Annotated in this window: 20 protein-coding genes; 5 read left to right on the plus strand and 15 right to left on the minus strand. The window is 64.0% G+C overall.

Annotated elements, in window-relative coordinates; all coding sequences use genetic code 11:
• Positions 1 to 9: 9 nt before the first annotated feature.
• The 14 genes from U873_RS0123425 to gcbA all read right to left on the minus strand — a co-directional run bounded on the left by U873_RS0123425 (position 10) and on the right by gcbA (position 17,522).
• Entirely contained in the window at positions 10 to 462 is a 453-nt protein-coding gene (locus U873_RS0123425; RefSeq protein ID WP_025130557.1) for a hypothetical protein, read from the minus strand.
• A 36-nt stretch (positions 463 to 498) separates the two neighbouring features.
• Entirely contained in the window at positions 499 to 1,095 is a 597-nt protein-coding gene (locus U873_RS0123430) for a MarC family protein (protein ID WP_022642054.1), read from the minus strand.
• Between the two features lie 63 nt (positions 1,096 to 1,158).
• A complete protein-coding gene (locus U873_RS0123435; protein ID WP_025130558.1) occupies positions 1,159 to 3,945 on the minus strand; it encodes a hybrid sensor histidine kinase/response regulator in 2,787 nt (928 codons plus the stop codon).
• A gap of 99 nt (positions 3,946 to 4,044) precedes the next feature.
• On the minus strand, positions 4,045 to 5,334 hold the full coding sequence (gene purD, locus U873_RS0123440) for a phosphoribosylamine--glycine ligase (RefSeq protein WP_025130559.1): 1,290 nt from the start codon (positions 5,332 to 5,334) through the stop codon (positions 4,045 to 4,047).
• 168 nt (positions 5,335 to 5,502) lie between these two features.
• Complete coding sequence (gene purH, locus U873_RS0123445; RefSeq protein ID WP_025130560.1) at positions 5,503 to 7,110, minus strand: bifunctional phosphoribosylaminoimidazolecarboxamide formyltransferase/IMP cyclohydrolase; 1,608 nt, start codon at positions 7,108 to 7,110, stop codon at positions 5,503 to 5,505.
• Between the two features lie 82 nt (positions 7,111 to 7,192).
• Positions 7,193 to 7,513 (minus strand): DNA-binding transcriptional regulator Fis, encoded by a 321-nt coding sequence (fis, locus tag U873_RS0123450; protein WP_003186237.1) that lies wholly within the window; start codon positions 7,511 to 7,513, stop codon positions 7,193 to 7,195.
• Positions 7,510 to 8,523 carry a tRNA dihydrouridine synthase DusB gene (gene dusB / locus U873_RS0123455; protein ID WP_025130561.1) on the minus strand — a complete coding sequence of 338 codons (1,014 nt, stop codon included), beginning with the start codon at positions 8,521 to 8,523 and terminating at the stop codon, positions 7,510 to 7,512. Before dusB ends, fis begins: the two co-directional genes overlap by 4 nt.
• Before the next feature lie 196 nt (positions 8,524 to 8,719).
• On the minus strand, positions 8,720 to 10,039 hold the full coding sequence (locus U873_RS0123460; protein WP_025130562.1) for a DUF3426 domain-containing protein: 1,320 nt from the start codon (positions 10,037 to 10,039) through the stop codon (positions 8,720 to 8,722).
• Positions 10,040 to 10,069: 30 nt separating this feature from the next.
• A complete protein-coding gene (prmA, locus tag U873_RS0123465; RefSeq protein ID WP_025130563.1) occupies positions 10,070 to 10,948 on the minus strand; it encodes a 50S ribosomal protein L11 methyltransferase in 879 nt (292 codons plus the stop codon).
• Positions 10,949 to 11,194: 246 nt separating this feature from the next.
• Positions 11,195 to 12,556: an acetyl-CoA carboxylase biotin carboxylase subunit gene (gene accC, locus U873_RS0123470; protein WP_015633996.1), complete on the minus strand. Its 1,362-nt coding sequence runs from the start codon at positions 12,554 to 12,556 to the stop codon at positions 11,195 to 11,197.
• 17 nt (positions 12,557 to 12,573) lie between these two features.
• Positions 12,574 to 13,032, minus strand: coding sequence for an acetyl-CoA carboxylase biotin carboxyl carrier protein (gene accB, locus U873_RS0123475; RefSeq protein WP_025130564.1), 459 nt, complete (start codon positions 13,030 to 13,032; stop codon positions 12,574 to 12,576).
• Between the two features lie 24 nt (positions 13,033 to 13,056).
• The gene (gene aroQ / locus U873_RS0123480; RefSeq protein ID WP_025130565.1) at positions 13,057 to 13,512 is read right to left on the minus strand and encodes a type II 3-dehydroquinate dehydratase; all 456 of its coding nucleotides are present in this window, start codon (positions 13,510 to 13,512) and stop codon (positions 13,057 to 13,059) included.
• Positions 13,513 to 13,836: 324 nt separating this feature from the next.
• The gene (locus U873_RS0123485; RefSeq protein WP_025130566.1) at positions 13,837 to 15,798 is read right to left on the minus strand and encodes a methyl-accepting chemotaxis protein; all 1,962 of its coding nucleotides are present in this window, start codon (positions 15,796 to 15,798) and stop codon (positions 13,837 to 13,839) included.
• 53 nt (positions 15,799 to 15,851) lie between these two features.
• On the minus strand, positions 15,852 to 17,522 hold the full coding sequence (gcbA, locus tag U873_RS0123490; protein ID WP_025130567.1) for a diguanylate cyclase GcbA: 1,671 nt from the start codon (positions 17,520 to 17,522) through the stop codon (positions 15,852 to 15,854).
• A gap of 291 nt (positions 17,523 to 17,813) precedes the next feature.
• Here gcbA and U873_RS0123495 point away from each other — a divergent pair, with 291 nt between their 5' ends.
• The 5 genes from U873_RS0123495 to U873_RS0123515 all read left to right on the plus strand — a co-directional run bounded on the left by U873_RS0123495 (position 17,814) and on the right by U873_RS0123515 (position 23,325).
• Complete coding sequence (locus tag U873_RS0123495) at positions 17,814 to 18,881, plus strand: DUF2333 family protein (protein WP_025130568.1); 1,068 nt, start codon at positions 17,814 to 17,816, stop codon at positions 18,879 to 18,881.
• A gap of 3 nt (positions 18,882 to 18,884) precedes the next feature.
• A complete protein-coding gene (locus tag U873_RS0123500) occupies positions 18,885 to 19,421 on the plus strand; it encodes an NUDIX hydrolase (RefSeq protein WP_025130569.1) in 537 nt (178 codons plus the stop codon).
• A 197-nt stretch (positions 19,422 to 19,618) separates the two neighbouring features.
• Positions 19,619 to 19,990: a translation initiation factor Sui1 gene (locus U873_RS0123505; RefSeq protein WP_025130570.1), complete on the plus strand. Its 372-nt coding sequence runs from the start codon at positions 19,619 to 19,621 to the stop codon at positions 19,988 to 19,990.
• 222 nt (positions 19,991 to 20,212) lie between these two features.
• The gene (gene speA, locus U873_RS0123510) at positions 20,213 to 22,126 is read left to right on the plus strand and encodes an arginine decarboxylase (RefSeq protein ID WP_025130571.1); all 1,914 of its coding nucleotides are present in this window, start codon (positions 20,213 to 20,215) and stop codon (positions 22,124 to 22,126) included.
• Between the two features lie 323 nt (positions 22,127 to 22,449).
• Complete coding sequence (locus U873_RS0123515; protein WP_029978595.1) at positions 22,450 to 23,325, plus strand: alpha/beta hydrolase; 876 nt, start codon at positions 22,450 to 22,452, stop codon at positions 23,323 to 23,325.
• Here the strand turns inward: U873_RS0123515 and U873_RS0123520 are convergent.
• Positions 23,319 to 24,665 (minus strand): MATE family efflux transporter, encoded by a 1,347-nt coding sequence (locus U873_RS0123520; RefSeq protein ID WP_025130573.1) that lies wholly within the window; start codon positions 24,663 to 24,665, stop codon positions 23,319 to 23,321. The two genes, U873_RS0123515 and U873_RS0123520, sit on opposite strands and share 7 nt — an antisense overlap.
• Positions 24,666 to 24,725 lie beyond the last annotated feature (60 nt).

Below are 24,725 nucleotides of genomic sequence, written 5' to 3' on the forward strand. Positions count from 1 at the left end.
GGGCTCGGTTCAGGGCCAGGTCAGGGTCAATTGGTCGGGGCGCTGAATGGGGATTCGCACCCTGACCCCGGAGGTCGATTCGGCAAGGACGTACTGATCCTCAATCTCTACCCGGTTGAAGGGGTTGGTGTCCCGCAAGGCAATCAGCCAGATCAGTGCATCCGCATCTTTTTCCTGCAAGGCCAGGAAGCCATCTGCGCCATGAGCGCTGCACTCGCCGGCCCTGGCCTGCCAAGGCCCGCTGCTGGCGACGCATTGCGCCAGGGCCGCGAGGCCCTCGCAGCCCTGGCCGGCGCTGTAGTCCGAGGCCGGCATCCACCGCTTGTTGATCAGTTGGGGGTGTTCATGGGGCAGCTCGAACAGGCAGTAGAAGCCAGCGCCCAGGGAGATGGAGTTCTCCCGGGGGTAGCGTTCGTCCTGCCATTGCTGCTGGATGAGTTGGCGGTCTTCACTGCCGGGCATGTGATGTTCCTTATCCGCTGCCGGGTCGAGCCGGTGTCAGGGCACCAGATAGCCCCTGACCCCGGTAAAGATGATCTGCGCCGCCAGGGCGCAGACGAACAACCCCATCAGGCGGCTGACGATCTGCAGGCCCTGGTCGCCGAGGATCCGTTCGATGCGGTTGGACAGGTACAGCACCACGCCCACGGTGAGGCTGGCCAGGGCGATGCTGAGGATCGCGGTGAGCTTGTCGTCCCAGTGCGGCTGGCTGACGCCCATGACCAGCAGGGCGCCGATGGTGCCCGGGCCGACGGTGAGAGGAATGGTCAGCGGGACTATGGTCACGTCCTGCTGCACGTTGTCGGTCTGCACCGCCGACTTGCCCTGGGCCATGCCCAGGGCCGAGATGAACAGCACGCTGCCGGCGCCGATGCGAAAGGCGTCCACGGTGATGCCGAACACGCCGAAGATCACCCGGCCGAAGAGGTACAGCAGGACGCTGGAGACCAGGGTCGCCAGGGCGACTTTCCAGGCCAGGCGCCGGCGTTCCTTGAGGGAGTAGCCGCGGGTCAGGCTGATAAAGCACGACAGCACGAAGAACGGGCTATAGAGCACCAGCATCTTCAGGTAAACGCTGAACAGCACGTGGAGCATGGCGGGAGCTCACGACTAAGGAGGGCGAGCGAGAGTTTAACAGGCGCCGCCGAGACTGTCGGCTCAACTGGTGTGCGCGGCGTTGCGTTCGCGCAGGTCGCGCTGGGTCACCCAGTGTTCCACCAGTTCGCGCAGCTGCGAGAGCTCCACCGGCTTGGCCATGTGCCCGTCCATGCCGGCCTGGCGCGCGCGCTCCTTGTGCTCGGCAAGGATGTGCGCGGTGAGCGCCACCACCGGGGTGCGCACCCGCTGGTTGCCGACTTCCCAGGCCCGCAGTTGCTGGGTGGCGGAGAAACCGTCGAGCACCGGCATTTCGCAATCCATCAGCACCAGGTCGTAGCGCTTGGCTTTCATCGCCTGCAGGGCCTCTTCGCCATTGCTGGCGGTATCGGGCTGCAGGTTGAGCTTGCCCAGCATGCCGCGGATGACCTTGGTGGAGATGCTGTTGTCCTCGGCCACCAGGATGCTGAAGTCGCTGGGTACAGTGACCGATGCCGGGGCCGGGGGCGGATTGAGCGGCAGGTTGTAGGGCGCTGTCGGTGCCTTGTCGCGCTGGCTGAGCTCGTCGGCCAGGGTGGTCTTGAGGGTGTAGCCGGCCACTGGCTTGGCGAGGATGCGCTTGATCCCGGCATTGCGTGCAATCACCTTGCTCGGCGCATTGCTGATGCCGGTGAGCATCACCAGCAGAATGTCGTGGTTCAGGCTCGGGTCTTCCTTGATCTTGGCCGCCAGTTGCATGCCGGTCATGCCGGGCATGTTCTGGTCCAGCAATACCACATCGAAGTAGTCCCGCAGGTGCGCCTTGGTGCGCAGCAGGGCCAGGGCTTCCTTGCCCGACGGCACGGCGCTGACGTTCAGGCCCCAGGCGCTGCATTGCTGCACCAGGACCTTGCGGCAGGTGTCGTTGTCGTCCACCACCAGTACCCGGGCGCCTTGCAGCGGGCCGTCGAGGTCGGCGGTCGGGTGCTCCAGGCGCTCGGCGTCCAGGGGCAGGGTCAGCCACAGGGTGCTGCCTTGCTGGGTACCGCTCTTGATGCCGAACTCGCCGTGCATCAGCAAGATCAACTGACGGGCGATCACCAGTCCGAGGTTGCCCCCCAGGCGGGTGGTGGCGAGGAAGTTCTTGCTGTGCAGCTCGGTGTGCAGCAGGGCCTCGCGCTCTTCGGCGTCCATGGGCTGGCCGCTGTCCTGCACGGCGATGCGCAGGCGCGGCTTGCTGCTGCGCTCGTCGAGGGCAACGACGATCAGCACCTCGCCTTCGTCGGTTTTCTTCAGGGCGTTTTCCAGCAGGCTCAGCAGGGCTTGGCGCAGGCGCGTCGGATCGCCGCTGATGACCCGCGGCACTTGCGGCTGGATGAAGCTGATCAGCTCGACATTCTGCTGTTCGGCCTTGGCCCGGAAGATGCTCAGGCAGTCCTCGATCAAGGCGTTGAGGTCGAATTGCACGTCGTCCAGCTCGATCTGCCCGGACTCCAGCTTGGAGATGTCGAGGATCTCGTTGATCAGGGTCAGCAGCTCGTTGCCGGCGCTGTGGATGGTCTGCACGTAGTCGCGCTGCTTGACCGACAGTGGTGTGCCCAGCAGCAGTTCGGTCATGCCCAGCACGCCATTCATGGGGGTGCGGATTTCATGGCTGATCTTGGCCAGGAACTCGGCCTTGGCGTTGACCTCGGCGGTGCTGGCGGCCAGGTCGCGGCTGACGCTGAAGCGGTTCTCGGTGATGCTGCGCTGGCGCTCGCCCAAGGCAACGCTCATCAGCAGGCCGGCGATGCACACCACGCTGAGCAGGGTGACGATCAGGCCTTGCGGCGGTACCAGGGTCAGGCCGAGCAGGGCCGGGAGGATCACCAGGGTGCCGAGGTTGAAGATCACCATCGCGGCCACGAACAGCCGCGCCGGGCGATAGCCCTGATGCCAATGGTAGCCGCCGACGAACAGCATGCTCAGGCCGGCCAGGGCCACCAGGCCATAGGTGATGACATTCAAGGGCAGGGTGCTGACGAACAGCAGCAACAGGCCGAACAGGCTGATCAGCAGGATGTTGCCCAGCAGCAGCCGGTTCAGTGGATGCGGGCCCAGGGGGGCGAAGAAGCGGTAGGCGAACATCATCCCGCATGGGGCGGTCAGCAGCAGGGCGACATAGGCCCCTGGGGTCTGCAGCGCTTGCCAGTCCGGCAGCCAGGGCGCCAGCAGGTTCAGCAGCATCAGCAGGCTGAGGGTCAGCAGGCTCTCGCAGGCCGCCAGCCACAGGCTGCTGCGCGAGCGGGTGTAGGCGAAGCGCGTGAGGTTGTGCAGGATCAGCATCGCCAGGCAGCCGAAGAGCAGGCCGTAGATCAGCGTCTGGCTCTGGTCGGCGGCGGCCGTCACCGCCGATTGCAAGGTGATGTAGGGGCGCAGTTCGTGCTCGGACACCAGGCGCACATAGACTTCCAGGGGCTTGGCGCTTTGCGGCAGCGGTAGCATGAAATCGCTGCTGGGCAGGGGCTTTTGCGCCTGGGAACGGCTGGAGCCGGTGTTCACTTGCTCGATCAGCTTGTCGCCGTCGAGCACATAGAGATTCAGGTGGGACAGGTCGGGCGCGAAGATCCGCAGCACCTGCTCGTGGGTTCCCGGCTGGAGTTTGAAGCGCAGCCACAGGGCGCCATCGGGCTCGGCGGCGGTCAGCTTGTCCAGTTCGATCGGGCTGAATTGATTGGTGTAGCGCGGGGAGCGGATGTCACTGAGCTGCAGGTCGGCCTGTTCGTCGAGCAGCACCGCCCAGCCACTGCCTTGGGCGGCCAGGGCCGGGGTCAAGCAGAGCAGGGTCAGCAATGTGACGGTGAAGCCTAGGGCAATCCTGAGCCAGCGCACGGCGAAATCCCTTCGTTGGTTGATGCCTGATTATAACTATGCGCGGCGTAATAGCCGCCCGGCAAGGGCTTGAACCCCTTGCCGGAGGCTTGGACGGCCTTACTCCTGGCCACGCTCGCGGGCAATGGCACGGTAGCCGATGTCCTTGCGGTAGAAGCAGCCTTGCCAGTCGATCTTGGCTGCCAGGCGGTAGGCTTGCTGCTGGGCCGCATCGACGCTGTCCCCCATGGCCGTGGCACAGAGCACCCGGCCGCCGGAGGTCACCACCTGGCCGTCCTTGAGTGCGGTGCCGGCGTGGAAGACCTTGCCTTCCAGAGTGGCGGCGGCGTCCAGGCCGGTGATCGCGGCACCCTTGGCGTAGTCACCCGGGTAGCCGCCGGCGGCCAGCACGATGCCCAGGCTCGGACGTGGATCCCATTGTGCTTCGACCTTGTCCAGGGCCTGGGCCAGGGCGGCTTCCACCAGCAGCACCAGGCTCGACTGCAGGCGCAGCATCACCGGCTGGGTTTCCGGGTCGCCGAAGCGGCAGTTGAACTCGATGACTTTCGGGTTGCCGGCCTTGTCGATCATCAGGCCCGCGTAGAGGAAGCCGGTGTAGACGTTGCCTTCCTCGGCCATGCCGCGCACGGTCGGCCAGATCACCAGGTCCATCACCCGCTGGTGCACATCGGCGGTGACCACCGGTGCCGGCGAGTAGGCGCCCATGCCACCGGTATTGGGGCCAGTGTCGCCGTCACCGACGCGCTTGTGGTCCTGGCTGGTGGCCATGGGCAGGACGTTCTTGCCGTCGACCATGACGATGAAGCTGGCTTCCTCGCCGTCGAGGAACTCCTCGATGACCACGCGGGAACCGGCGTCGCCGAAGGCATTGCCGGCGAGCATGTCACGCACTGCGTCCTCGGCTTCGGCCAGGGTCATGGCGACGATCACGCCCTTGCCGGCGGCCAGGCCGTCGGCCTTGATCACGATCGGTGCGCCTTTCTCGCGCAGGTAGGCCAGGGCCGGCTCGATCTCGGTGAAGTTCTGGTAGTCGGCGGTGGGGATCTTGTGCCGAGCCAGGAAATCCTTGGTGAAGGCTTTCGAGCCTTCCAGCTGAGCCGCGCCGGCGGTCGGGCCGAAGCAGTCCAGGCCACGGGAGCGGAACAGGTCGACCACGCCGGCCACCAGCGGCACTTCCGGGCCGACGATGGTCAGGGACACGTTCTTCTCTGCAAAATCTGCAAGCTGTTCAAGGGCCAGCACGTCGATATCGACGTTCTCGCACTTGGCCTCGATGGCGGTGCCGGCGTTGCCCGGGGCGACGAATACTTTTTCGACCCGTGGGTCCTGAGCGACTTTCCAGGCCAGGGCGTGTTCACGACCGCCGCTACCAATGATCAAAACGTTCAAGTCAGACTCCTTCGGAGGAAGCTACAAGCCGCAAGCTGCAAGTGAAGAGCAATCTGGGTCGCTCTGAAGTGCGGCGTGCGGCTTTGAATGAGAAAGGCTACAAGCGCAAGCAAGGGCGACTGCGGTCGGCTCTGGCTTGTCGCTTGCAGCTTGATGCTTGTGCTGCTCTTAGTGACGGAAGTGGCGCATGCCGGTGAAGACCATGGCAATCCCGGCTTCGTCGGCTGCGGCAATCACTTCGGCATCACGCATCGAGCCGCCCGGCTGGATCACTGCGGTAATACCGACCTTGGCGGCGTTGTCCAGGCCGTCGCGGAACGGGAAGAACGCGTCGGAGGCCATGACCGAACCGGCTACCTGCAGACCGGCGTGCTCAGCCTTGATGGCGGCGATCCGCGCGGAGTTCACACGGCTCATCTGGCCGGCGCCGACACCGATGGTCTGGCGGTTCTTGGCGTAGACGATGGCGTTGGACTTGACGTACTTGGCGACTTTCCAGGCGAAGATCAGGTCGTTGATCTCTTGCTCGGTCGGGGCGCGCTTGGTCACCACTTTCAGGTCATCGGCACCGATCATGCCGATATCACGGCTCTGCACCAGCAGGCCGCCGTTGACGCGCTTGTAGTCCCAGGCTGCGGCGCGGTCAGCCGACCACTCGCCGCAGGCCAGCAGGCGCACGTTGGCCTTGGCGGCGACAATGGCGCGGGCTTCTTCGCTGACGCTCGGGGCAATGATCACTTCGACGAACTGACGCTCGACGATGGCCTTGGCGGTTTCGGCATCCAGCTCGCGGTTGAAGGCGATGATGCCGCCGAAGGCCGACTCGGTGTCGGTGGCGTAGGCCAGTTCGTAGGCCTGGCGGATGCCGCCTTCAGCGTCGGGGCTAACGGCTACGCCGCACGGGTTGGCGTGCTTGACGATGACGCAGGCCGGCTTGACGAAGCTCTTCACGCATTCCAGGGCGGCGTCGGTATCGGCCACGTTGTTGTAGGACAGCTCCTTGCCTTGCAGCTGGGTAGCGGTGGCGATGCCGACCTCGGCCGGCTTGGCTTCCACGTAGAACGCCGCGCTCTGGTGCGGGTTCTCGCCGTAGCGCATTTCCTGGGCCTTGATGAACTGGCTGTTGAAGGTCCGCGGGAACTCGCTGCGGCCTTCTGTGCTCAGGGTCTCGGCGGCCTGGTTCACGGTGCCCATGTAGTTGGCGATCATGCCGTCGTAGGCCGCGGTGTGTTCGAAGGCCTTGAGCATCAGGTCGAAGCGCTGGGCGTAGGTCAGGCCGCCGGCTTTCAGGCCTTGCAGGACGCTGGCGTAGTCGCTGGCGTTGACCACGATGGCCACGTCTTTGTGGTTCTTGGCCGCCGAGCGAACCATGGTCGGGCCGCCGATGTCGATGTTCTCGATGGCGGTCGGCAGGTCGCAGCCTGGCTTGTTGATGGTGGCTTCGAAGGGGTAGAGGTTGACTGCCACCAGGTCGATCGGCTTGATGCCGTGCTCGTTCATGATGGCGTCGTCGATGCCGCGACGACCGAGGATACCGCCGTGGATTTTCGGATGCAGGGTCTTCACCCGGCCGTCCATCATTTCCGCGAAACCGGTGTAATCCGCGACTTCCACTGCGGACACGCCGTTGTCCTGCAGCAGTTTGAAGGTCCCGCCGGTGGAGAGGATCTCCACGCCGAGGGCTTCCAGCTCCTTGGCGAATTCGAGGATCCCGGTCTTGTCGGAAACACTGATCAAGGCGCGGCGGATCGGCAGGCGGGTAGTCTGGTCGGTCATCTCAATTTCCATCAAAAGCAAAGGAGTCAGCAAAAAAGGCGACCGTTTTTTACGCGGGCGCCTTTCTGGTTTGATTGAATGCTTACAACAAATCGTACTGCTTGAGTTTCTTGCGCAGGGTGCCGCGGTTCAGACCCAGGAGTTCGCTGGCCTTGGTCTGGTTGCCCTTGACGTAGTTCATCACGCTTTCGAGCAACGGAGCCTCGACTTCGGAGAGCACCAGGTTGTACACGTCCGTGACGGCAGCGCCCTCAAGGTGGGCGAAATAATTGTGCAGCGCCTTCTCGACACTCCCGCGAAGGGTCTGGCCTTCTTCGCTGGGGGTATTGAGGTGCTGTTTCAAATTCACGTTGTCGCTCACGGGTGTAGTTCCACTCACTAAAGTCTCGGTCATCATCGTCATGCGGCCACCCCCTCTCCGTCCCCTGTCGCCAGGCTCTTGTAACGCCCGGCGAAGAACTCCCGAACGTTGGCGCATTGTGCTTCCGTATCTTCCAAACGATTGAAGTGGGCGCGAAACTCCCTGGCGCCCGGCAGGGTTGCGAGATACCAGCCCACATGCTTGCGCGCAATGCGTACGCCCATGACATCCCCATAGAAGGCATGCAGCGCGGCCAGGTGCTCTAGCAGAATACGTTCCACCTCGAACAGCTCCGGGGCCGGGAGGGTTTCACCGGTGCTCAGGAAGTGTTCGATTTCACGAAAAATCCATGGCCGCCCTTGGGCGGCCCGGCCGATCAACAGCCCGTCGGCGCCGGTAGCGTGCAATACGTGCCGGGCCTTTTCGGGTGAGTCGATGTCGCCATTGGCGAAGACCGGAATCGACACCGCCTGCTTGATCGCGGCAATGGTGTCGTACTCGGCTTCACCGGTATACAGGTCGGCCCGGGTCCGACCATGGACCGCCAGTGCCGTAATGCCTGCCTGCTCGGCGATCTTCGCCACCGTGAGGCCGTTCTTGTTCTCCCGGTCCCAGCCGGTGCGGATCTTCAGGGTGACCGGTACATCCACCGCGGCCACCACCGCCTGGAGAATCTCGTTGACCAGGGCTTCGTCTTTCAGCAACGCGGAACCGGCGGCCTTGTTGCAGACCTTCTTCGCCGGACAACCCATGTTGATGTCAATAATCTGTGCGCCCAACTCGACGTTGGCGCGGGCGGCGTCTGCCAGCATCTGTGCATCGCCACCGGCGATCTGTACCGAGCGGGGCTCGGGATCGCCTTCGTGGATCATGCGCAACCGCGATTTGCGGCTGTTCCACAAGCTCATGTCGCTGGTGACCATTTCCGAGACTACAAGGCCCGCGCCCAATTGCTTGCAAAGCTGACGAAAGGGCTGGTCGGTGACCCCCGCCATCGGGGCGAGAATCAAGCCGTTGTGCACTGTGTATGGGCCGATGCGTACCGCCGACATAGGACTTCCCTGTTGTGGGGCCGGATCATGAGAGTTCGAAAAAGGGTTGGCATGATACCCGCTCTCGATGACCGGATAAAGGCTGAATTGGATAAAATCTGAACAGTTCTTCCGTTATCGCCCCGGGATTAATCTGGGCGATGCAGTCATAAATCTGTCGTCAATCCAGAATTTTCCATCAGCTTGTTTGGCTGATTCACTCGGGCGAGTGGAAACTCAGACTGTAGTTCACAGCTTTCGGTCCTGGGTCGAGAATATCCAGGGCGATGTGAATGGGCGTCTGCGGCGGCATTTCCGCGGCATCCTGCAAGTCGCCACCCAGGTATTCCCCAGGCTTGAAGCTGCGGCTGGCAATCAGATGGCCATTGAGGTCGGCGAAGCGCAGTTCCAACAACGGGAAGGGCTGGGAGAAGGGCGCGCGGTTGTAGATGATGGCGTCCACCACCAGGGCCCCGCTGAACTCCGGATGGCTGCGCACCACCAGGTTGCTGCTCTTGATCCGGGTGATATCGACCCGGGACGGCACTGTGCAGCCCAGTTCCGGGCACAGTTCCTGGAACCAGGGGCGGTACTGGTCCTGGCGCGCCAGTTCATCGAAGTGATAGGCGACGTACTGGCCTACCAGGCCACCGGCAGCCAGCAGGATCAGCAGCAACCAGAGCAGGCGTCGGCCCCAGGGCGAACGTCGCTTTTGCCAATCGAGGTGCAGCGGGTCGTCCACCAGGTCCAGCAGCACCTCTTCCTTGACTCCGGGCTCGTTGCGCTCGCGGCGCTTTTTGCCTTGGGCGGCTGGCTCGGGCGGCTCGTCCTGTTCGCTGGGGTCGGCTGCAGGATGAGCGGCCAGGGGTTCGAGGTCATCATCCAGGCGCAACCGTGGAGCCTGGGGCTCGTCATCCAGGTCCGCCAGGTTGAACGACAGCGACGGTTCGGTGCGGCTGGGCTTGGGTGGCTCGGGGCTGGTCTCGGTGTCGCTCGCTTGCATCTTGAGGGGCGAGGGCTCGTCTTCGTCCTGTTCGGCGGCACTGCCGAACAGCCCATCGGGCCAGTTCGCCTCATCGGCATCCCGGGTATCGCGTCGGGCGCTGAGGCTGCCTTCCTTGTGCTCGCGTTCCTGGCCAAAGGTCTTGGCCGGCTGGATCTCGCGCTGTTCGAGCTTGGCCAGTTCTTCGTCGAGGTCCAGGTGATCCAGGTCCATCTCGGCGGCCGACCACTGTTTCTGGCTGATGGCACGCTGAGGGGGGGCGGGCGCGGTCGGCGGCGGCAGATCCGTTTGGGGCGCCGCGGCTGCCGGTGTTGCCGGCACCGCGGGAGCGACCGGCGGTACTGCCGGTTTGGCAGTGGCTTTCGGCGTGGCAGCGTCCCTGGCCGCCCGTTGCTCGAGCAACTGCCGCGCGGCGTTGAACACCTGCAGGCAGGAGCCACAGCGAACCACCCCGCGGGCCACGCTCAATTGAGCGTGGCTGACGCGGAACCTGGTTTGGCAATGCGGGCACTGGGTGACGAAGCTGTCGGTCATGCGGCCATCCGGATTATGCAGGCGGCCATTCTAGCGCCGACGGCCGGTGATGCGCACCCAGCCATCGAGGGTGGCGATCGGGTCCAGATCGAAGTCCTGGGCATAAGCGGCAGCCACTTCTTCGCCTTGTTCGGCGAGGATGCCCGACAGCGCCAGGCGCCCACCGGACTTGACCAGGCCCGATAGCTGCGGGGCCAGGGAAACCAGGGGGCCGGCGAGAATGTTGGCCACCAGCACGTCGGCCTGGACCTGGGGCAGTTGTTCCGGCAGGTACAGCGGGAACAGAGCCTCGGCAATGTTGTTGCGCCCGGCGTTGTCACGGGAAGCTTCCAGGGCCTGCACGTCGATATCGGTGCCGACGGCCTGCCTGGCTCCCAGCAGCAGGGCGGCGATGGCGAGGATCCCCGAGCCGCAGCCGAAGTCCAGTACGTCGCAGCCCTTGAGGTCCTGGCCGTCCAGCCATTCCAGGCACAGGGCGGTGGTCGGGTGGGTGCCGGTGCCAAAGGCCAGGCCCGGGTCCAGCAGCAGGTTGACGGCCTCCGGCTCCGGCGCGGCGTGCCAGCTCGGGACAATCCACAGGCGCTGGCCGAAGCGCATGGGCTGGAAGTTGTCCATCCAGCTGCGTTCCCAGTCCTGGTCTTCGATGACTTCGCTGTGGTGCTCGGGCAGTGGGCTGCCGGTCAGCAGCTCGAGGTGAGCGAGTACGCTGGCGGCTTCGGTGCCGCCTTCGAACAGGGCCAGCAGGTGGGTGTGGGACCACAGCGGGGTGGTGTTGAGTTCGGGTTCGAAGATCGGTTGATCCTCGGCGTCCATGAAGGTCACCGAGACGGCGCCGACTTCAAGAAAAGCGTCTTCGTAGGTTTCGGCTTGTTCTGGGCTGATGGCGAGACGGACTTGCAGCCAAGGCATGGCGGGCACCTTTGAAAAATGTGATGTGCAGCCTAGCGGGCCGCGAGAAGCGCGCAAGTTTACGCGAGACGACCCGTGGGAGCGAGGGGGATGCCTGGTTCTTGCTTGCGATAGCGGCTGATCAGGCAATCTAGGCAATGGCGCGCTGCGCGGTTCGCGAGCAGGCTCGCTCCTACAGGGCGCGGGGAGACAAGCAGATACGACAAGGCCGCTCGAAAGCGGCCTTGGCGGTGTGGCGGTTGCCGATCAGTGTTGCTCGGCCAGCTTGTGCTCGAGGTAGTGAATGTTCACGCCCCCTTTGCAGAAGCCTTCGTCACGGGTCAGGTCGCGGTGCAGCGGGATGTTGGTCTTGATCCCGTCGACGACGATTTCGTCCAGCGCATTGCGCATGCGCGCCATGGCTTCGTCACGGGTGGCCCCGTAGGTGATCAGCTTGCCGATCAACGAATCGTAGTTCGGTGGAACCGCGTAACCGCTGTACAGGTGCGAGTCGACGCGCACGCCGTTGCCGCCCGGAGCATGGAAATGCTTGACCGTGCCGGGGCTTGGCATGAAGGTTTTCGGGTCTTCGGCGTTGATCCGGCATTCCAGCGCGTGACCACGGATGACCACGTCATCCTGGGTGAACGACAGCTTGTTGCCGGCGGCGATGCTGAGCATCTCCTTGACGATGTCGATACCGGTGACCATTTCCGAAACCGGGTGCTCTACCTGCACGCGAGTGTTCATCTCGATGAAGTAGAAGCGGCCGTTCTCGTAGAGGAACTCGAACGTGCCGGCGCCACGGTAGCCGATGTCGATGCACGCCTTGACGCAGCGGGCGAAGACTTCCTGGCGAGCGGTCTCGTCGATGCCCGGTGCCGGCGCCTCTTCGAGGACCTTCTGGTGCCGACGCTGCAGCGAGCAGTCGCGGTCGCCCAGGTGAATGGCATTGCCCTGGCCGTCGGACAGTACCTGGACTTCCACGTGACGTGGGTTGGTCAGGAACTTCTCCAGGTAGACCATCGGGTTGCCAAACGCCGCGCCCGCTTCGGAGCGAGTCAGCTTGGCCGAGGCGATCAGGTCTTCTTCCTTGTGCACCACGCGCATGCCGCGACCACCGCCGCCGCCAGCGGCCTTGATGATCACCGGGTAGCCGACTTCACGGCCGATGCGCAGCGCGGTTTCCTCGTCTTCCGGCAGCGGGCCGTCGGAACCTGGAACCGTGGGTACGCCGGCGGCGATCATGGCGTGCTTGGCAGAAACCTTGTCGCCCATCAGGCGGATGGTCTCGGCTTTCGGGCCGATGAAGGCGAAGCCGGAGTTTTCCACCTGTTCGGCGAAATCGGCGTTTTCCGCGAGGAAGCCGTAGCCGGGGTGGATAGCGGTGGCGCCAGTGACTTCAGCGGCGGCGATGATGGCCGGGATGTGCAGGTAGGACTGTGCGGCTTGCGCAGGCCCGATGCAGACGGACTCGTCCGCCAGGCCCAGGTGCATCAGCTCCTTGTCGGCCTTGGAGTAGACGGCGACGGTCTTGATCCCCATTTCCTTGCAGGCACGCAGGATCCGCAGGGCGATTTCGCCGCGGTTGGCGATCAGGACTTTTTCCAACTTCGCAGGCTTCAACATCAAAGACTCTCCGCGGTTCAAACGATGGTGAACAGCGGTTGGTCGTACTCAACCGGCTGGCCGTCTTCGACAAGAATGGATTCGATTACACCGCTGGTTTCAGCTTCGATGTGGTTCATCATCTTCATCGCTTCGACGATGCACAGGGTGTCGCCTTTCTTCACGCTTTGGCCGACTTCGACGAAGGCTGGCGAGCTAGGCGAAGATTTGCGGTAGAAGGTACCGACCATCGGCGAGCGGGCCACGGTGCCATTCAGTGCCGGAGCGGCTGGGGCGGCAGGTGCAGCGGCAGCGGCTGGAGCGGCGGCAGGTGCAGCTACGGGGGCGGCTACCGGAGCCGGTGCGTAGTACTGCTGGGCTGGAGTCTTGCTGTGGCGGCTGATGCGTACGGACTCTTCGCCTTCCTTGATCTCCAGCTCGTCGATGCCGGACTCTTCCAGCAGTTCGATCAGTTTCTTAACTTTACGGATATCCATGAATCATCAACTCCCAAGGGTCGGTCAGGGGCGTTTAGCTTGTTGTTCAAGCTGCTCTAGTGCGGCCTCCAGGGCCAGTCGGTAACCGCTGGCGCCAAGGCCGCAGATCACTCCCACCGCAACGTCGGAGAAGTAGGAGTGATGGCGGAAAGGTTCGCGTTTGTGCACGTTAGACAAATGCACTTCGATGAATGGGATGCTCACCGCCAGCAGCGCGTCACGTAATGCGACGCTTGTATGCGTAAAAGCTGCTGGATTGATCAGAATGAAATCCACGCCTTCATCCCGTGCGGCATGGATGCGCTCGATCAATTCGTACTCGGCGTTGCTCTGCAGGTACTGCAGATGGTGCCCGGCATCACGGGCCCGCTGCTCCAGATCCTGATTGATCTGGGCCAGGGTGGTTGCACCGTAGACCCCCGGTTCACGGGTGCCGAGCAGGTTCAGATTGGGTCCGTGAAGAACCAGTAGGGTGGCCATCGGTTGTTCCTTGTTATCGGGGTGCTGTTGTCAGAACCCGGCGACTATGCCGGAAAGACTTTATGACTGTCCAGTTCTCGGCAATAGCCAGCACGATGACCGATGTTTGCGCAAAATATGTGACCAAGCGATTAAATCCGGTCATTTGCCTGCAAGCCATGTGGAGGGGCGTGTTTGCCGTGGGTTTCGCCGATGTTGCGCTCCAGTGCTGTCAGGCTGGGCGCCGCGGGCGAAGCGGGCAGTTTCAGCCCGTCTCCAGGTATTTCATGCGGCGAGGTCCTCGCCCGAGGCGTCGAGGCCGGTCTCGGCCGGGCGTGACCGGGGTCAGACGCGGAAGGCTTGCACTGCCGTGTGCAACTGGCCGCCCAGGTCCAGCAGGTTGTCGCCCTGGGCCCGGCCTTCGCCGATGCGTTGCAGGTTGTCGCCGCCCAGTTGATGGATACGCTCACTGTGGTCGCGGATCTCGCTCACCGCGCCGCTTTGCTGGGCGGTGACATCGGCGATCCGCACGGCGGTCTCGGCAATGGTCTGGATCGCCCCGACGATTTCGTCCAGGGCACCATCGGCAGCCTGGGCCTGGCTGGCGGTGGCCTCGGCATGCTCCACCTGGGCACGCATGCCCTGCACCGATTGCTGCGCGGCGCTCTGCAGGCCGGCGATCAGGCTCTGGATCTCTGCGGTGGCCCCGGCGGTGCGCTGGGCCAGGGTACGCACCTCTTCGGCGACCACCGCAAAGCCGCGGCCCATTTCGCCGGCGCGGGCGGCTTCGATGGCTGCGTTGAGGGCCAGCAGGTTGGTCTGGTCCGCAATCGAACGGATCACCGTCAGCACGCCGCCGATGGTGGCGGACTCCTGTGCCAGGTGTTCGATCATCTGCGCATTGCCCTGCACCTCGCCCACCAGGGCGTGCAGCCCGGTCAGGCTCAGGCCAATGACTTTCTGCCCTTGTTGCACTGCCAGCCCGGCGCTGCGGCTGGCATCGGCGGCCTGGCTGGCGTCGCCGGCCACTTGCTGGATGGTGGCTTCCAGTTCGCCCAGGGCATCGCGGATCTGCGCAGTATCGCCAGCCTGGCGCTCGGCGCCGCTGTGCAGGCCGCTGCTGAGGTCGGCCAGGGCGCGGCTGCTGCCGGCCACCTGTTCGGCGTTCTGGCGAATGGTGCCCACCAGGTCCACCAGATAGGCCCGCAAGCGGTTCAGGGATTCTTCGATGGCGTGCAGTTCGTAATTGGTCTTGCCCAGCTGGATCGGCCGGCTGAAGTCGCCATCGGCCCAGGTCGACAGCGCCGGGGCCAGGTTGGTCAGGACCCGGGCCAGCCGGCGCTGCAAGGTGTCGATCACCAGGGCGATCAGCAGGATCAGGCCGATCATCAGGCCCTGCATCAGTCGTACCTCGCCCTGGATCTGCCCGTGCTGGGCGCGCACCGCCGGTTCCAGCTCGGCGATGGCCTGGCGTACGGCAGTAATCTTCAACAGGGTCGCGGCGCTCAGGTCGGCACGCTTCTGGATCTGTTGCCGGGTGCGCTCAAGTTCTGCGGGATAGCGGTTGAGCAGGCTGTTGAGTTCGCGCTTGAGGCCGACGCCGACGTCTTCGGCAGCGGCCTTCTGGGTGTTTTCCAGCCCCATCAGGGCGGCGAAGTCGTCGGTGCCGGACTCGCTGCTGGCGGTCACGCCCAATAACGGCAGGGCCTCGATCAGCTCGGCCTGGGCGCGGATGTTGTTCACTTCGCGCTCGACGTCGGCAGCCAGTTCGCTGCGGCCACTGCTCACCAGCTTGTCCCGGGCCAGGGACAGCTTGCCCAGGTGCTGCGAAGCCGTCAGCAGCAATGGCAGGTAGGCTGCGGCATCGGTTTTCCCGGTGCCACTGGCGTACTGGCTGAACTGCTCCAGGTTGGCGCTCAGTTCCCGCTCGGCCTGCAGCAGCAGGGCCTGCGGATCGCCCGCCAGCTTGCCTGCCGCCAACAGGTCGGTCTTGCTGAACTCGTCGAGGCTGGCCAGGCTCGGGCGCAGGCTTTGCGCCAGCTGCGGTGGCAGCTCGGCCAGTTCGCTCTGCAGGGTCTCGATCGCCTGGGTGGCACTGCTCAGGCGCAGCGCGTCGCCACTGGCCAGGTAGTCCTCGATATTGCGCGCCACTTGATTCTGAAACTGCTGGGACAACCCCAGGTACCGCTCCATCAGCAGGTAGGGGCGCTCCAGGGCTCGCTGCGACCACCAGAGCGTCGCCCCCAGGGCCAGGCACACGGCAACTAATAGCAGGGTGTTGAGATTGGTCAGCAACTTCAGGCGCATCGGGGCTCTACCAACGGCTTAAATGGTAAGCGCCCGAACTTATTGCGTTTGTATTACAAGGTTATGACCGAATCAGTGGATTCGGATGAAAAAGTGGCACTTTGACTTGATTGCCGCGCGGCCTGCACCCGGTTGCGTCCGCCGTGCTTGGCGCGGTACAGGGCCTCGTCCGCCTGGCTGGCCATCATCAGGCTGTCGGAGTCTTGCTGCATTTCCACCACCCCGGCGCTGAAGGTGCACCACAGGTCCTGGGGCTGGGCCGGGTAGTGGATCTCGGCAAAGCGCTGGCGGATTTCATCGAGCACCTTGCAAGCGGCTTCCTGGTCGGTGTCGGGCATGACGATGGCGAACTCTTCACCGCCGTAGCGGCCGATGAAGTCGGTCTTGCGCAGACGCTGCTTGAGGAACAGCGCCAGGCTCTTGATCACTCGGTCGCCCATGGGGTGGCCGTGGCTGTCGTTGACCCGCTTGAAGTGGTCGATGTCGAGCATGGCGAAGCTCAGTGGCTTGCCCTCGCGGCGAGCGCGGAAGCTGCAGTCTTCGAGCAGTTGCAGGATGTGGGTATGGTTGTACAGCCCGGTGAGGCTGTCGCGGACCATCCGCGCCTTGAGGTTGCGCGCCCGGGCCGCGCGGTTGCGCACGGTGGTGATCAGGTGGCGCGGCTTGATCGGTTTGGTGAGAAAGTCGTCGCCGCCTTCGCTCATGGCGTCGAGCTGCTTGTCCAGGTCGTCCTCGGCCGACAGGTAGATGATCGGCACGCTGACGTAGCGGTCGTTGTGGCGGATCACCTTGGCCAGCTCGGTGCCGGTGCAGGCCGGCATGTACATGTCGAGGATGATCAAGTCCGGCTGGAAGTCCGCCAGCTCGGCCATGGCCTGTATCGGCTCGATCAGGGTACGGGTAACGATCCCGGCGCTGTTGAGCAGGCGCTCGGTGTGCAGCGCCTGGGCCCGGGAATCGTCGATGATCAGCACTTTATAGGGCTCGTACTGGGCGACGCAGGTCAGCACTTCGATCTTTTCCAGCAGGCTGGAGGCTTCCAGGGTGCCGGTGAGAAACTCCTGGCCACCGGCGCGCACGGCCGCCAGGCGGGTCGGGGTATCGGTTTCATGCAGGCTGAAGAACAGCAGCGGCAGCTTCTGCTCCAGTCCGAGCTGGGCCTCATCGGCCAGGGTCAGGCCGATGCCGGGGCCGCAGAAATCCACATCGATGACAATCGCCGCCGGCAGGCGCTCGACCATGGATGAGCGAAACGCCGCGACGCTGTCCAGGGATTGGGCGCTGAGGCCGAAGAACTCCAGTTGCTTGGCCAGGCGCTCGGCCCGGTCGTGATCCTGCAGCATCACGTAGATCGGTTTGCGCAGCGGTGGCAGGAAGGTTTGTTCCAGCTGATCGCCGTGACGCAGCCCGGTACGCGACAGGCGTTGCATCAAACGGTTGAGGTCGGTGATCAGGTTGCTGCTCAGGCGCCCGCGGTTGGCATCCACGGCTTCCAGCGACTGGCTGATGCTGCGGGCCAACTGAGTGTGTTCGGGTTGTTCGAAGCGTTCGGCGAACCGCAGCAGGCGCAGATTGGCCTCGCACAGTTCCGACATGTCAGTGGTCGACCATTCGCTGCGCTGCAGACGCTGCCATATCTCAAGAATCTGACGTGCCTGATGAATTACCCGCTGGGCAAAGTGGTGCTTGAGGCGCTCACGGCTGGGGTCTTCTGGCTCGGTCATATCCTGACTACTAGTTAGGGTGCATGCTGAGATCGACTGGTGGCTCTATGCTAGCACCACTTTTGCGTCCCATGAGTGTCGTACGTCAATAATGTGCAAGGCGAGCCGATTCAGTTCCTGACCGGCTGGTCGCATAGGCTTCGGGACTGTGCTTCATTTATAGTGGCTGCCTGATTCGCAATCATTGCGCGGCGCGCATTTGCCGGAAGAGATATCCCGTCAAGGCAAGGCACGATGGAGTAGGGTTGTGGTCGAACCGATGAACCCAAAAGTGATTGAAAGGACATAGCCATGCTGGATTGGAAGAATCGCGCAGGCAGCGCGCCGGATCGGGCTGCCGAACCCAAGTCGGCGACACGCAGCTATTTCGGTGGCCTGCTGTTCAGCCGCGCCCTGGCCACCTTGCTGGGCCTGTACTTGTTGGTCACCGGTGCCCTGGGCTGGTACTGGAGCCAGGAACCGGCGCTGTTCCCGGTCCAGCAGAACGCCCAGATTGCCGCCGAGAAGGAAGGCCGGCAGATGGTGGTGGGCTACACCACTGTGGAAACCCTCAAGACCGTGGCCGGTACCCTGCTGGACAAGCCGGGCGGCTATATCTCCAACGACCGCTTCCCGCCGGGCCTGTGGATGGACAACATGCCGAGCTGGGAATACGGCGTGCTGGTCCAGGTCCGCGACCTGACTCGTGCCCTGCGCAAGGACTTCGCCCGCTCCCAGTCGCAGTCCGCCGAGGATGCCGACCTGGCCAAGGCCGAGCCGCGCTTCAACTTCGACAACAAGAGCTGGGTGCTGCCATCCAGCGAGTCGGAGTATCAGGACGGCATCAATTCCCTGAGCCGCTACCAGGCGCGCCTGTCCGACCCGAACCAGAAGACTGCGCAGTTCTATGCCCGTGCCGACAACCTCAACAACTGGCTGGGTGATGTCGGTACGCGCCTGGGCTCGCTGTCCCAGCGGCTCTCGGCCAGCGTCGGCCGGGTCAAGCTCAACACCGCGCTGAAAACCGAAACCCCGGCCCCGGGCCAGGCGCCGCAGGTGGACGAGGTGGTGGAGGAAACCCCGTGGATGCAGATCGACAACGTGTTCTACGAGGCCCGTGGCCAGGCCTGGGCGCTGTCGCACCTGTTGCGGGCGATCGAGGTGGATTTCGCTGACGTACTGGCGAAAAAGAATGCCACGGTCAGCGTGCGCCAGATCATCCGTGAACTGGAGGCCTCCCAGGAACCGGTCTGGAGCCCGATGATCCTCAACGGCAGCGGTTTCGGGATTTTGGCCAACCACTCGCTGGTGATGGCCAACTATATTTCCCGGGCCAACGCGGCGGTCATCGACTTGCGCCAACTGCTCAATCAAGGCTGATCCATGGTCGCAACCACCAATGAGGCGGCCCATCGCGCCGCCTCCGACGCAGAACAGATCGCCTGGGTCGATGGCGAAGACCAGTTGCTGGGTGCCATGGTCCGTTCCGAGCTGCGCGAGCGCGGCCTGATCGGCCGGGGCACCTACATCATGCTGTTCAACTCCGCCGGTGAGCTGTGCGTGCACCGGCGCACCCTGAGCAAGGCCATCTACCCGGGCTACTGGGACGTCGCCGCCGGCGGCATGGTCCTGGCCAGCGAGAGCTATGCCGAGTCGGCCGCCCGGGAACTGGAAGAAGAGCTGGGGGTGAGCGGGGTGGAACTGGTCGCCCACGACCACTTCTTTTTCGAGGACACCGGCAACCGTCTCTGGTGCTCGGCGTTCAGTGCCGTGTGGGATGGCCCGCTGCGCCTGCAGCCTGAAGAAGTTCTCGAAGCGCACTTCCTGCCACTGGATCAGGTGCTGCGGGAAATCCACGAAAAGCCCTATTGCCCGGACTCTCTGGCCGCCTTGCAACGCTATCTGGCCCGACGTCGCTAAAGTTGCATAAATTGGTGCTGATTGGCTCTTAGCAAGTGGGCTTTTTGCCGTTACACTGCGCGCCTTTTCAAGCTGAGCCGGCGTTGTCTTTTATCCGCCGTCGGCCCAGTAGCGCTGCCCCTGCCTGAGTGGGGCTTCGCGGTCGATGGCAGCGCCATATGCTTCGACCAGTCTTTGTCCTCCCAAGAGGATTGCCGGTGGCCAAAAAAGCCGCATCCTTCGCCGCCCTTGGTGGCCTGGTGTTTTCCACCGACGCAGGTCGACATTGCCCGGACTGTAGCCAGCCGGTGGCCGCCTGTATCTGCAAACAAACCCTGATTCCGGCCGGCGACGGCATTGCCCGCGTGCGCCGCGAAAGCAAGGGCCGTGGCGGCAAGACGGTGACCACCATCACCGGCGTGCCCCTGGCCGAGGACGCCCTCAAGGAGCTGGCCGCGACGTTGAAGAAACGTTGCGGTACCGGTGGCGCCTTGAAGGACGGTGTCATTGAGATCCAGGGCGATCACGTCGAGCTACTCTTGGCGGAGCTGGTCAAGCAGGGATTCAAGGCGAAGAAGTCCGGCGGCTAGCAGCCTCTGTGAAAACCACCTCTGACTGGATGCGGTCCCGGGTTGCCCGGGATGCAGGCGGCGTCTCCATGGTTTTCACAGAGCCTGTTCATGAACGGTTTCTAAACTCAGTACTGCGAGCGCGGTCTATTGCCCTTGCAGGCTAATCGTCATTTTCATTCTTTAGACTGCGCCAGCCCTGGATTGGGGCGGCGCTCTATGACTTCTTTATAGGGGACTTCGATGTCCGTACGACGCACACGTAAAGACGATGGCAGCCAATGGACCGTTGCGGACAGCCGCAGTGTCTATGGGATTCGCCATTGGGGGGCCGGGTATTTCGCGATCAATGACGCCGGTCGCGTCGAAGTTCGTCCGAACGGCCCGAGCAGCTTGCCCATCGATCTGTTCGAACAAGTCGAGGAGCTGCGCAAGAGCGGCTTGTCCCTGCCTTTGCTGGTGCGCTTCCCGGACATTCTCCAGGACCGCGTGCGCCAGCTGACCGGCGCCTTCGATGCCAACATCGAGCGCCTGGAGTACCAGAGCAAATACACCGCGCTGTACCCGATCAAGGTCAACCAGCAGGAAGCGGTGATCGAGAACATCATCGCCACCCAGAACGTCTCCATCGGCCTGGAAGCTGGCTCCAAGCCGGAGCTGCTGGCGGTCCTGGCCCTGGCGCCCAAGGGCGGCACCATCGTCTGCAACGGCTACAAGGACCGTGAGTTCATCCGCCTGGCGCTGATGGGCCAGAAGCTGGGCCACAACGTGTTCATCGTCATCGAGAAAGAGTCCGAAGTGGGCCTGGTGATCGAGGAAGCGGCATCCCTCAAGGTCAAGCCACAGGTGGGCCTGCGGGTGCGCCTGTCGTCCCTGGCGTCGAGCAAATGGGCCGACACCGGCGGCGAGAAATCCAAGTTCGGCCTGTCGGCGGCGCAGTTGCTGTCGGTGGTCGAACGCTTCCGCGCTGCCGGCCTGGACCAGGGCATCCGCCTGCTGCACTTCCACATGGGTTCGCAGATCGCCAACCTGGCGGACTACCAGCACGGCTTCAAGGAAGCCATCCGCTACTACGGCGAGCTGCGCAACCTCGGCCTGCCGGTGGATCACATCGACGTCGGCGGTGGCCTGGGCGTGGACTACGACGGCACCCATTCGCGCAATGCCAGCTCGATCAACTACGACATGGACGACTACGCCGGCGTGGTGGTGGGCATGCTCAAGGAATTCTGCGATGCGCAGAACCTGCCGCACCCGCACATCTTCTCCGAGAGCGGCCGCTCCCTGACCGCCCACCACGCGATGCTGGTGGTACAGGTGACCGACGTCGAGAAACACAACGACGACGTGCCGCAGATCGACAACAAGGCCGAGCTGCCGGAAACCGTGCAATGGCTGGTGGACCTGCTGGGCCCGACCGACATCGAGATGGTCACTGAAACCTACTGGCGCGCCACCCACTACATGAGCGATGTGGCCGCCCAGTACGCCGACGGCAAGCTGACCCTGGCTGAAAAAGCCCTGGCCGAGCAGTGCTACTTCGCCGTGTGCCGCCGCCTGCACAACTCGTTGAAGGCTCGCCAGCGCTCCCACCGCCAAGTGCTCGACGAACTCAACGACAAGCTGGCCGACAAGTACATCTGCAACTTCTCGGTGTTCCAGAGCCTGCCGGACACCTGGGCCATCGGCCAGGTGCTGCCGATCCTGCCGCTGCACCGTCTCGACGAAGAACCACTGCGCCGTGCGGTGCTGCAGGACCTGACCTGCGATTCCGACGGCAAGATCAAGCAGTACGTCGACGAGCAGAGCATCGAGACCAGCTTGCCGGTGCATGGTCTCAACGAAGGCGAGGACTACCTGCTGGGGATCTTCCTGGTGGGCGCCTACCAGGAAATCCTCGGTGACATGCACAACCTGTTCGGTGACACCGACTCGGTGAACATCTACCAGCGGGCCAATGGCAGCGTGTACCACGCCGGCATCGAGACCCACGACACCATCGAGGACATGCTGCGCTACGTGCACTTGTCGCCGGAGGAGTTGATGACCCACTACCGCGACAAGGTGGCCAGCGCCAAGATCAGTACGGCCGAGCGCACCCAGTTCCTGGACGCCCTGCGCCTGGGCCTGACCCGCTCGTCCTACCTGTCTTCCTGACACCCTGGGCATCCCCGCTGATGCCTGTTGGTCCATGAAAAACGCCGCGTCCTGTCCATCAGGAGGCGGCGTTTTTTTGTACCCGCTGCCCTATCGCTTGGTGGCCAGGAAGCTTGCTCCTGTTCGGTCGCGTCGCGGGCGTGAATCCTGAATCCGATCTTCCCCGGTCACCACCCCACGGCGCCCAGCGCGTGCCGGCCCCCTCGCCACCTGTATGCGCATGACCGGCCTCATCCCGTTCTGTTGCTTGTCAGCGCCCACAACTCAGTCTTTGCAGCTAGCCTGCTGGAAGCGCTCCGCGGTGGAGGCACAGAGGGTTGGCGATGCCTCATCGATCAAGGAACACCTTGCGTCTACTGTTCAGCGGACTGTTGATCAGCCTGCTGGCAGCCTGTTCGCCGCTCAAGGTACTCAACTCCCTCACCCCCGGCAGCAGCTTCACCAAGACCTCGGGCATTGCCTATGGCAGCGACCCGCGGCAACGGCTCGATGTCTACCGGCCCAGGCAGGCCGCGCCCGGTGCACCGGTGGTGGTGTTCTTCTACGGAGGCAGTTGGAACAGTGGTTCACGCAGCGACTACGACTTTGTCGGCGAAGCCCTGGCTTCCCGGGGCATGGTGGTGGTGATTGCCGACTATCGGCTTTATCCCCAGGTGCGCTACCCGGCGTTTCTCCAGGATGGGGCCCGGGCCGTGGCCTGGACCCATGAACATATCGCCGACTTTGGGGCCGACCCGCAGCGCCTGTACCTGATGGGCCATAGCTCGGGGGCCTACAACGCGGCGATGCTGGCCCTGGATCCTCGGTTGCTGGCAGAGGTCGACTTGACGCCGCGGATCATCAAGGGCTGGGTCGGTCTGGCCGGGCCCTATGACTTTCTGCCCATTCGCAACACCGAGGTGCGCCCGGTGTTCTTCTATCCCGACTCGCCGCCGGACTCGCAGCCGATCAACCATGTCAGCCACGACGCTCCGCCGGCGCTGCTGATGGCCTCCAACGATGATTCCCTGGTCAATCCGCAGCGCAACACCGGCGGCCTGGCCAGCAAGTTGCGGGCGGCAGGCGTGCCGGTGCAGGAGTTCTATTTCTCCCGTACCAGCCACGCAACCTTGGTTGCCGCTTTGTCCCGGCCGCTGCGGAGACTGGCCCCGGTGCTTGAGCGGATCAGTGGTTTCGTCGAGTCGACAGCGGTTCAGTGAGCACGAGCAAACCAGCCGTCGCGGCGGTCCAGGCGCCAGGCGAAGGCGCCCAGGGTCAGGCTGCGCAAGAGCATGAACAGTAGGAACGTCAACCACAGGCCATGATTGCCCAAGCCTTGCAGGGCCCAAGCGAACGGTGCGAGCAGTAGCACGCTGAGGAGCATGCCGTTGCGCATTTCCCGGGCCCGGGTGGCGCCGATGAACAGGCCGTCCAGCAGGTAGCTCCAGACCGCAATCAGCGGCAGCACGGCGAGGTAGGGCAGGTAGGTAAAGGCGGTCTGGCGGACTTCGGGGATGTTGGTCTGCATTTCGATGAACAGGTGGCCGCCCAGCAGGAACAGGACGGCGAACCCCAGGCTGGCCAGCAGCGACCAGCCGCCGGCCACCACCAGCGAGCGGCGCAGGGCCTGGCGGTCATGGGCACCGATGGCATGGCCGCACAGTGCCTCCACCGCGTGGGCCAGGCCATCCAGGGCGTGGGCGGTGAGCAGCAGACCATTGAGCAGCAGGGCATTGGCCGCCACCGTCGCATCGCCGAGGCGCGCGCCCTGGACGGTGATCAGGAAAAACACCGATTGCAGGGCCAGGCTGCGGATGAAGATGTCGCGGTTCACCGCCAGCAACGGGCGCCAGCTCTGCCAGCGCCGCAAGGCGGCCCAGACGATCTGGCCCGGGTAGGCGCGCAACGCCGGGCGGGTCATGGCCAGGCCGATCAGCGCGCCACTCCATTCGGCGATGACCGAGGCCCGGGCCGAACCGGCCACGCCCCAGTCCAGCCCGAGGACGAACCACAGGTTGAGGGTGATGTTCAGCAGGTTGGTGCTGAGCAGGATGATCAACGGTGCCCGGGCGTTCTGGGTGCCGAGAAACCAGCCCACCAGGGCGAAACTGGCCAGGGCGGCGGGCAGGCCCAGCAGGCGGGTGTGGAAAAACGTCCGGGTCATCTGCTCCAGCTCTGCCGAGGGTTGCATCAGGTGCAACGCTGCGCCGCTCAGCGGCACCCCGATGCTCCCCAGTAGCAACGCCAGGCCCAGGGCCAGCAGCAGGCCCTGCAACAGGATCTGTCGCAGCGCTGCTCCATCGCCGCGTCCTGCCGCCTGGGCGGCAAAACCGGTGGCGCCCATGCGCAGGAAGCCCATGGCCCAGGCAAGAAAGGTATAGAGGCTGGCGCCGACCGCCACGGCTCCCAACTGATGGGCATGGGGCAGGTGGCCGATGACGGTGCTGTCCACCAGGGCCACCAGGGGCACGGAAATGTTCGACAGGATCATCGGCGCGGCCAGGGCCCAGACGCGACGATGAGTGGGGCGATGACGCCAATCGGTGATCAGGGGGGACATGCGGGCTCCTTGCGAGAGCGAGCATTGTAGCCCGGCGCGCGGTGGCGCCGAGGGTGAAGT

The sequence above is a fragment of the Pseudomonas sp. PH1b genome (genome assembly GCF_000633395.1).
Lineage (GTDB): Bacteria > Pseudomonadota > Gammaproteobacteria > Pseudomonadales > Pseudomonadaceae > Aquipseudomonas.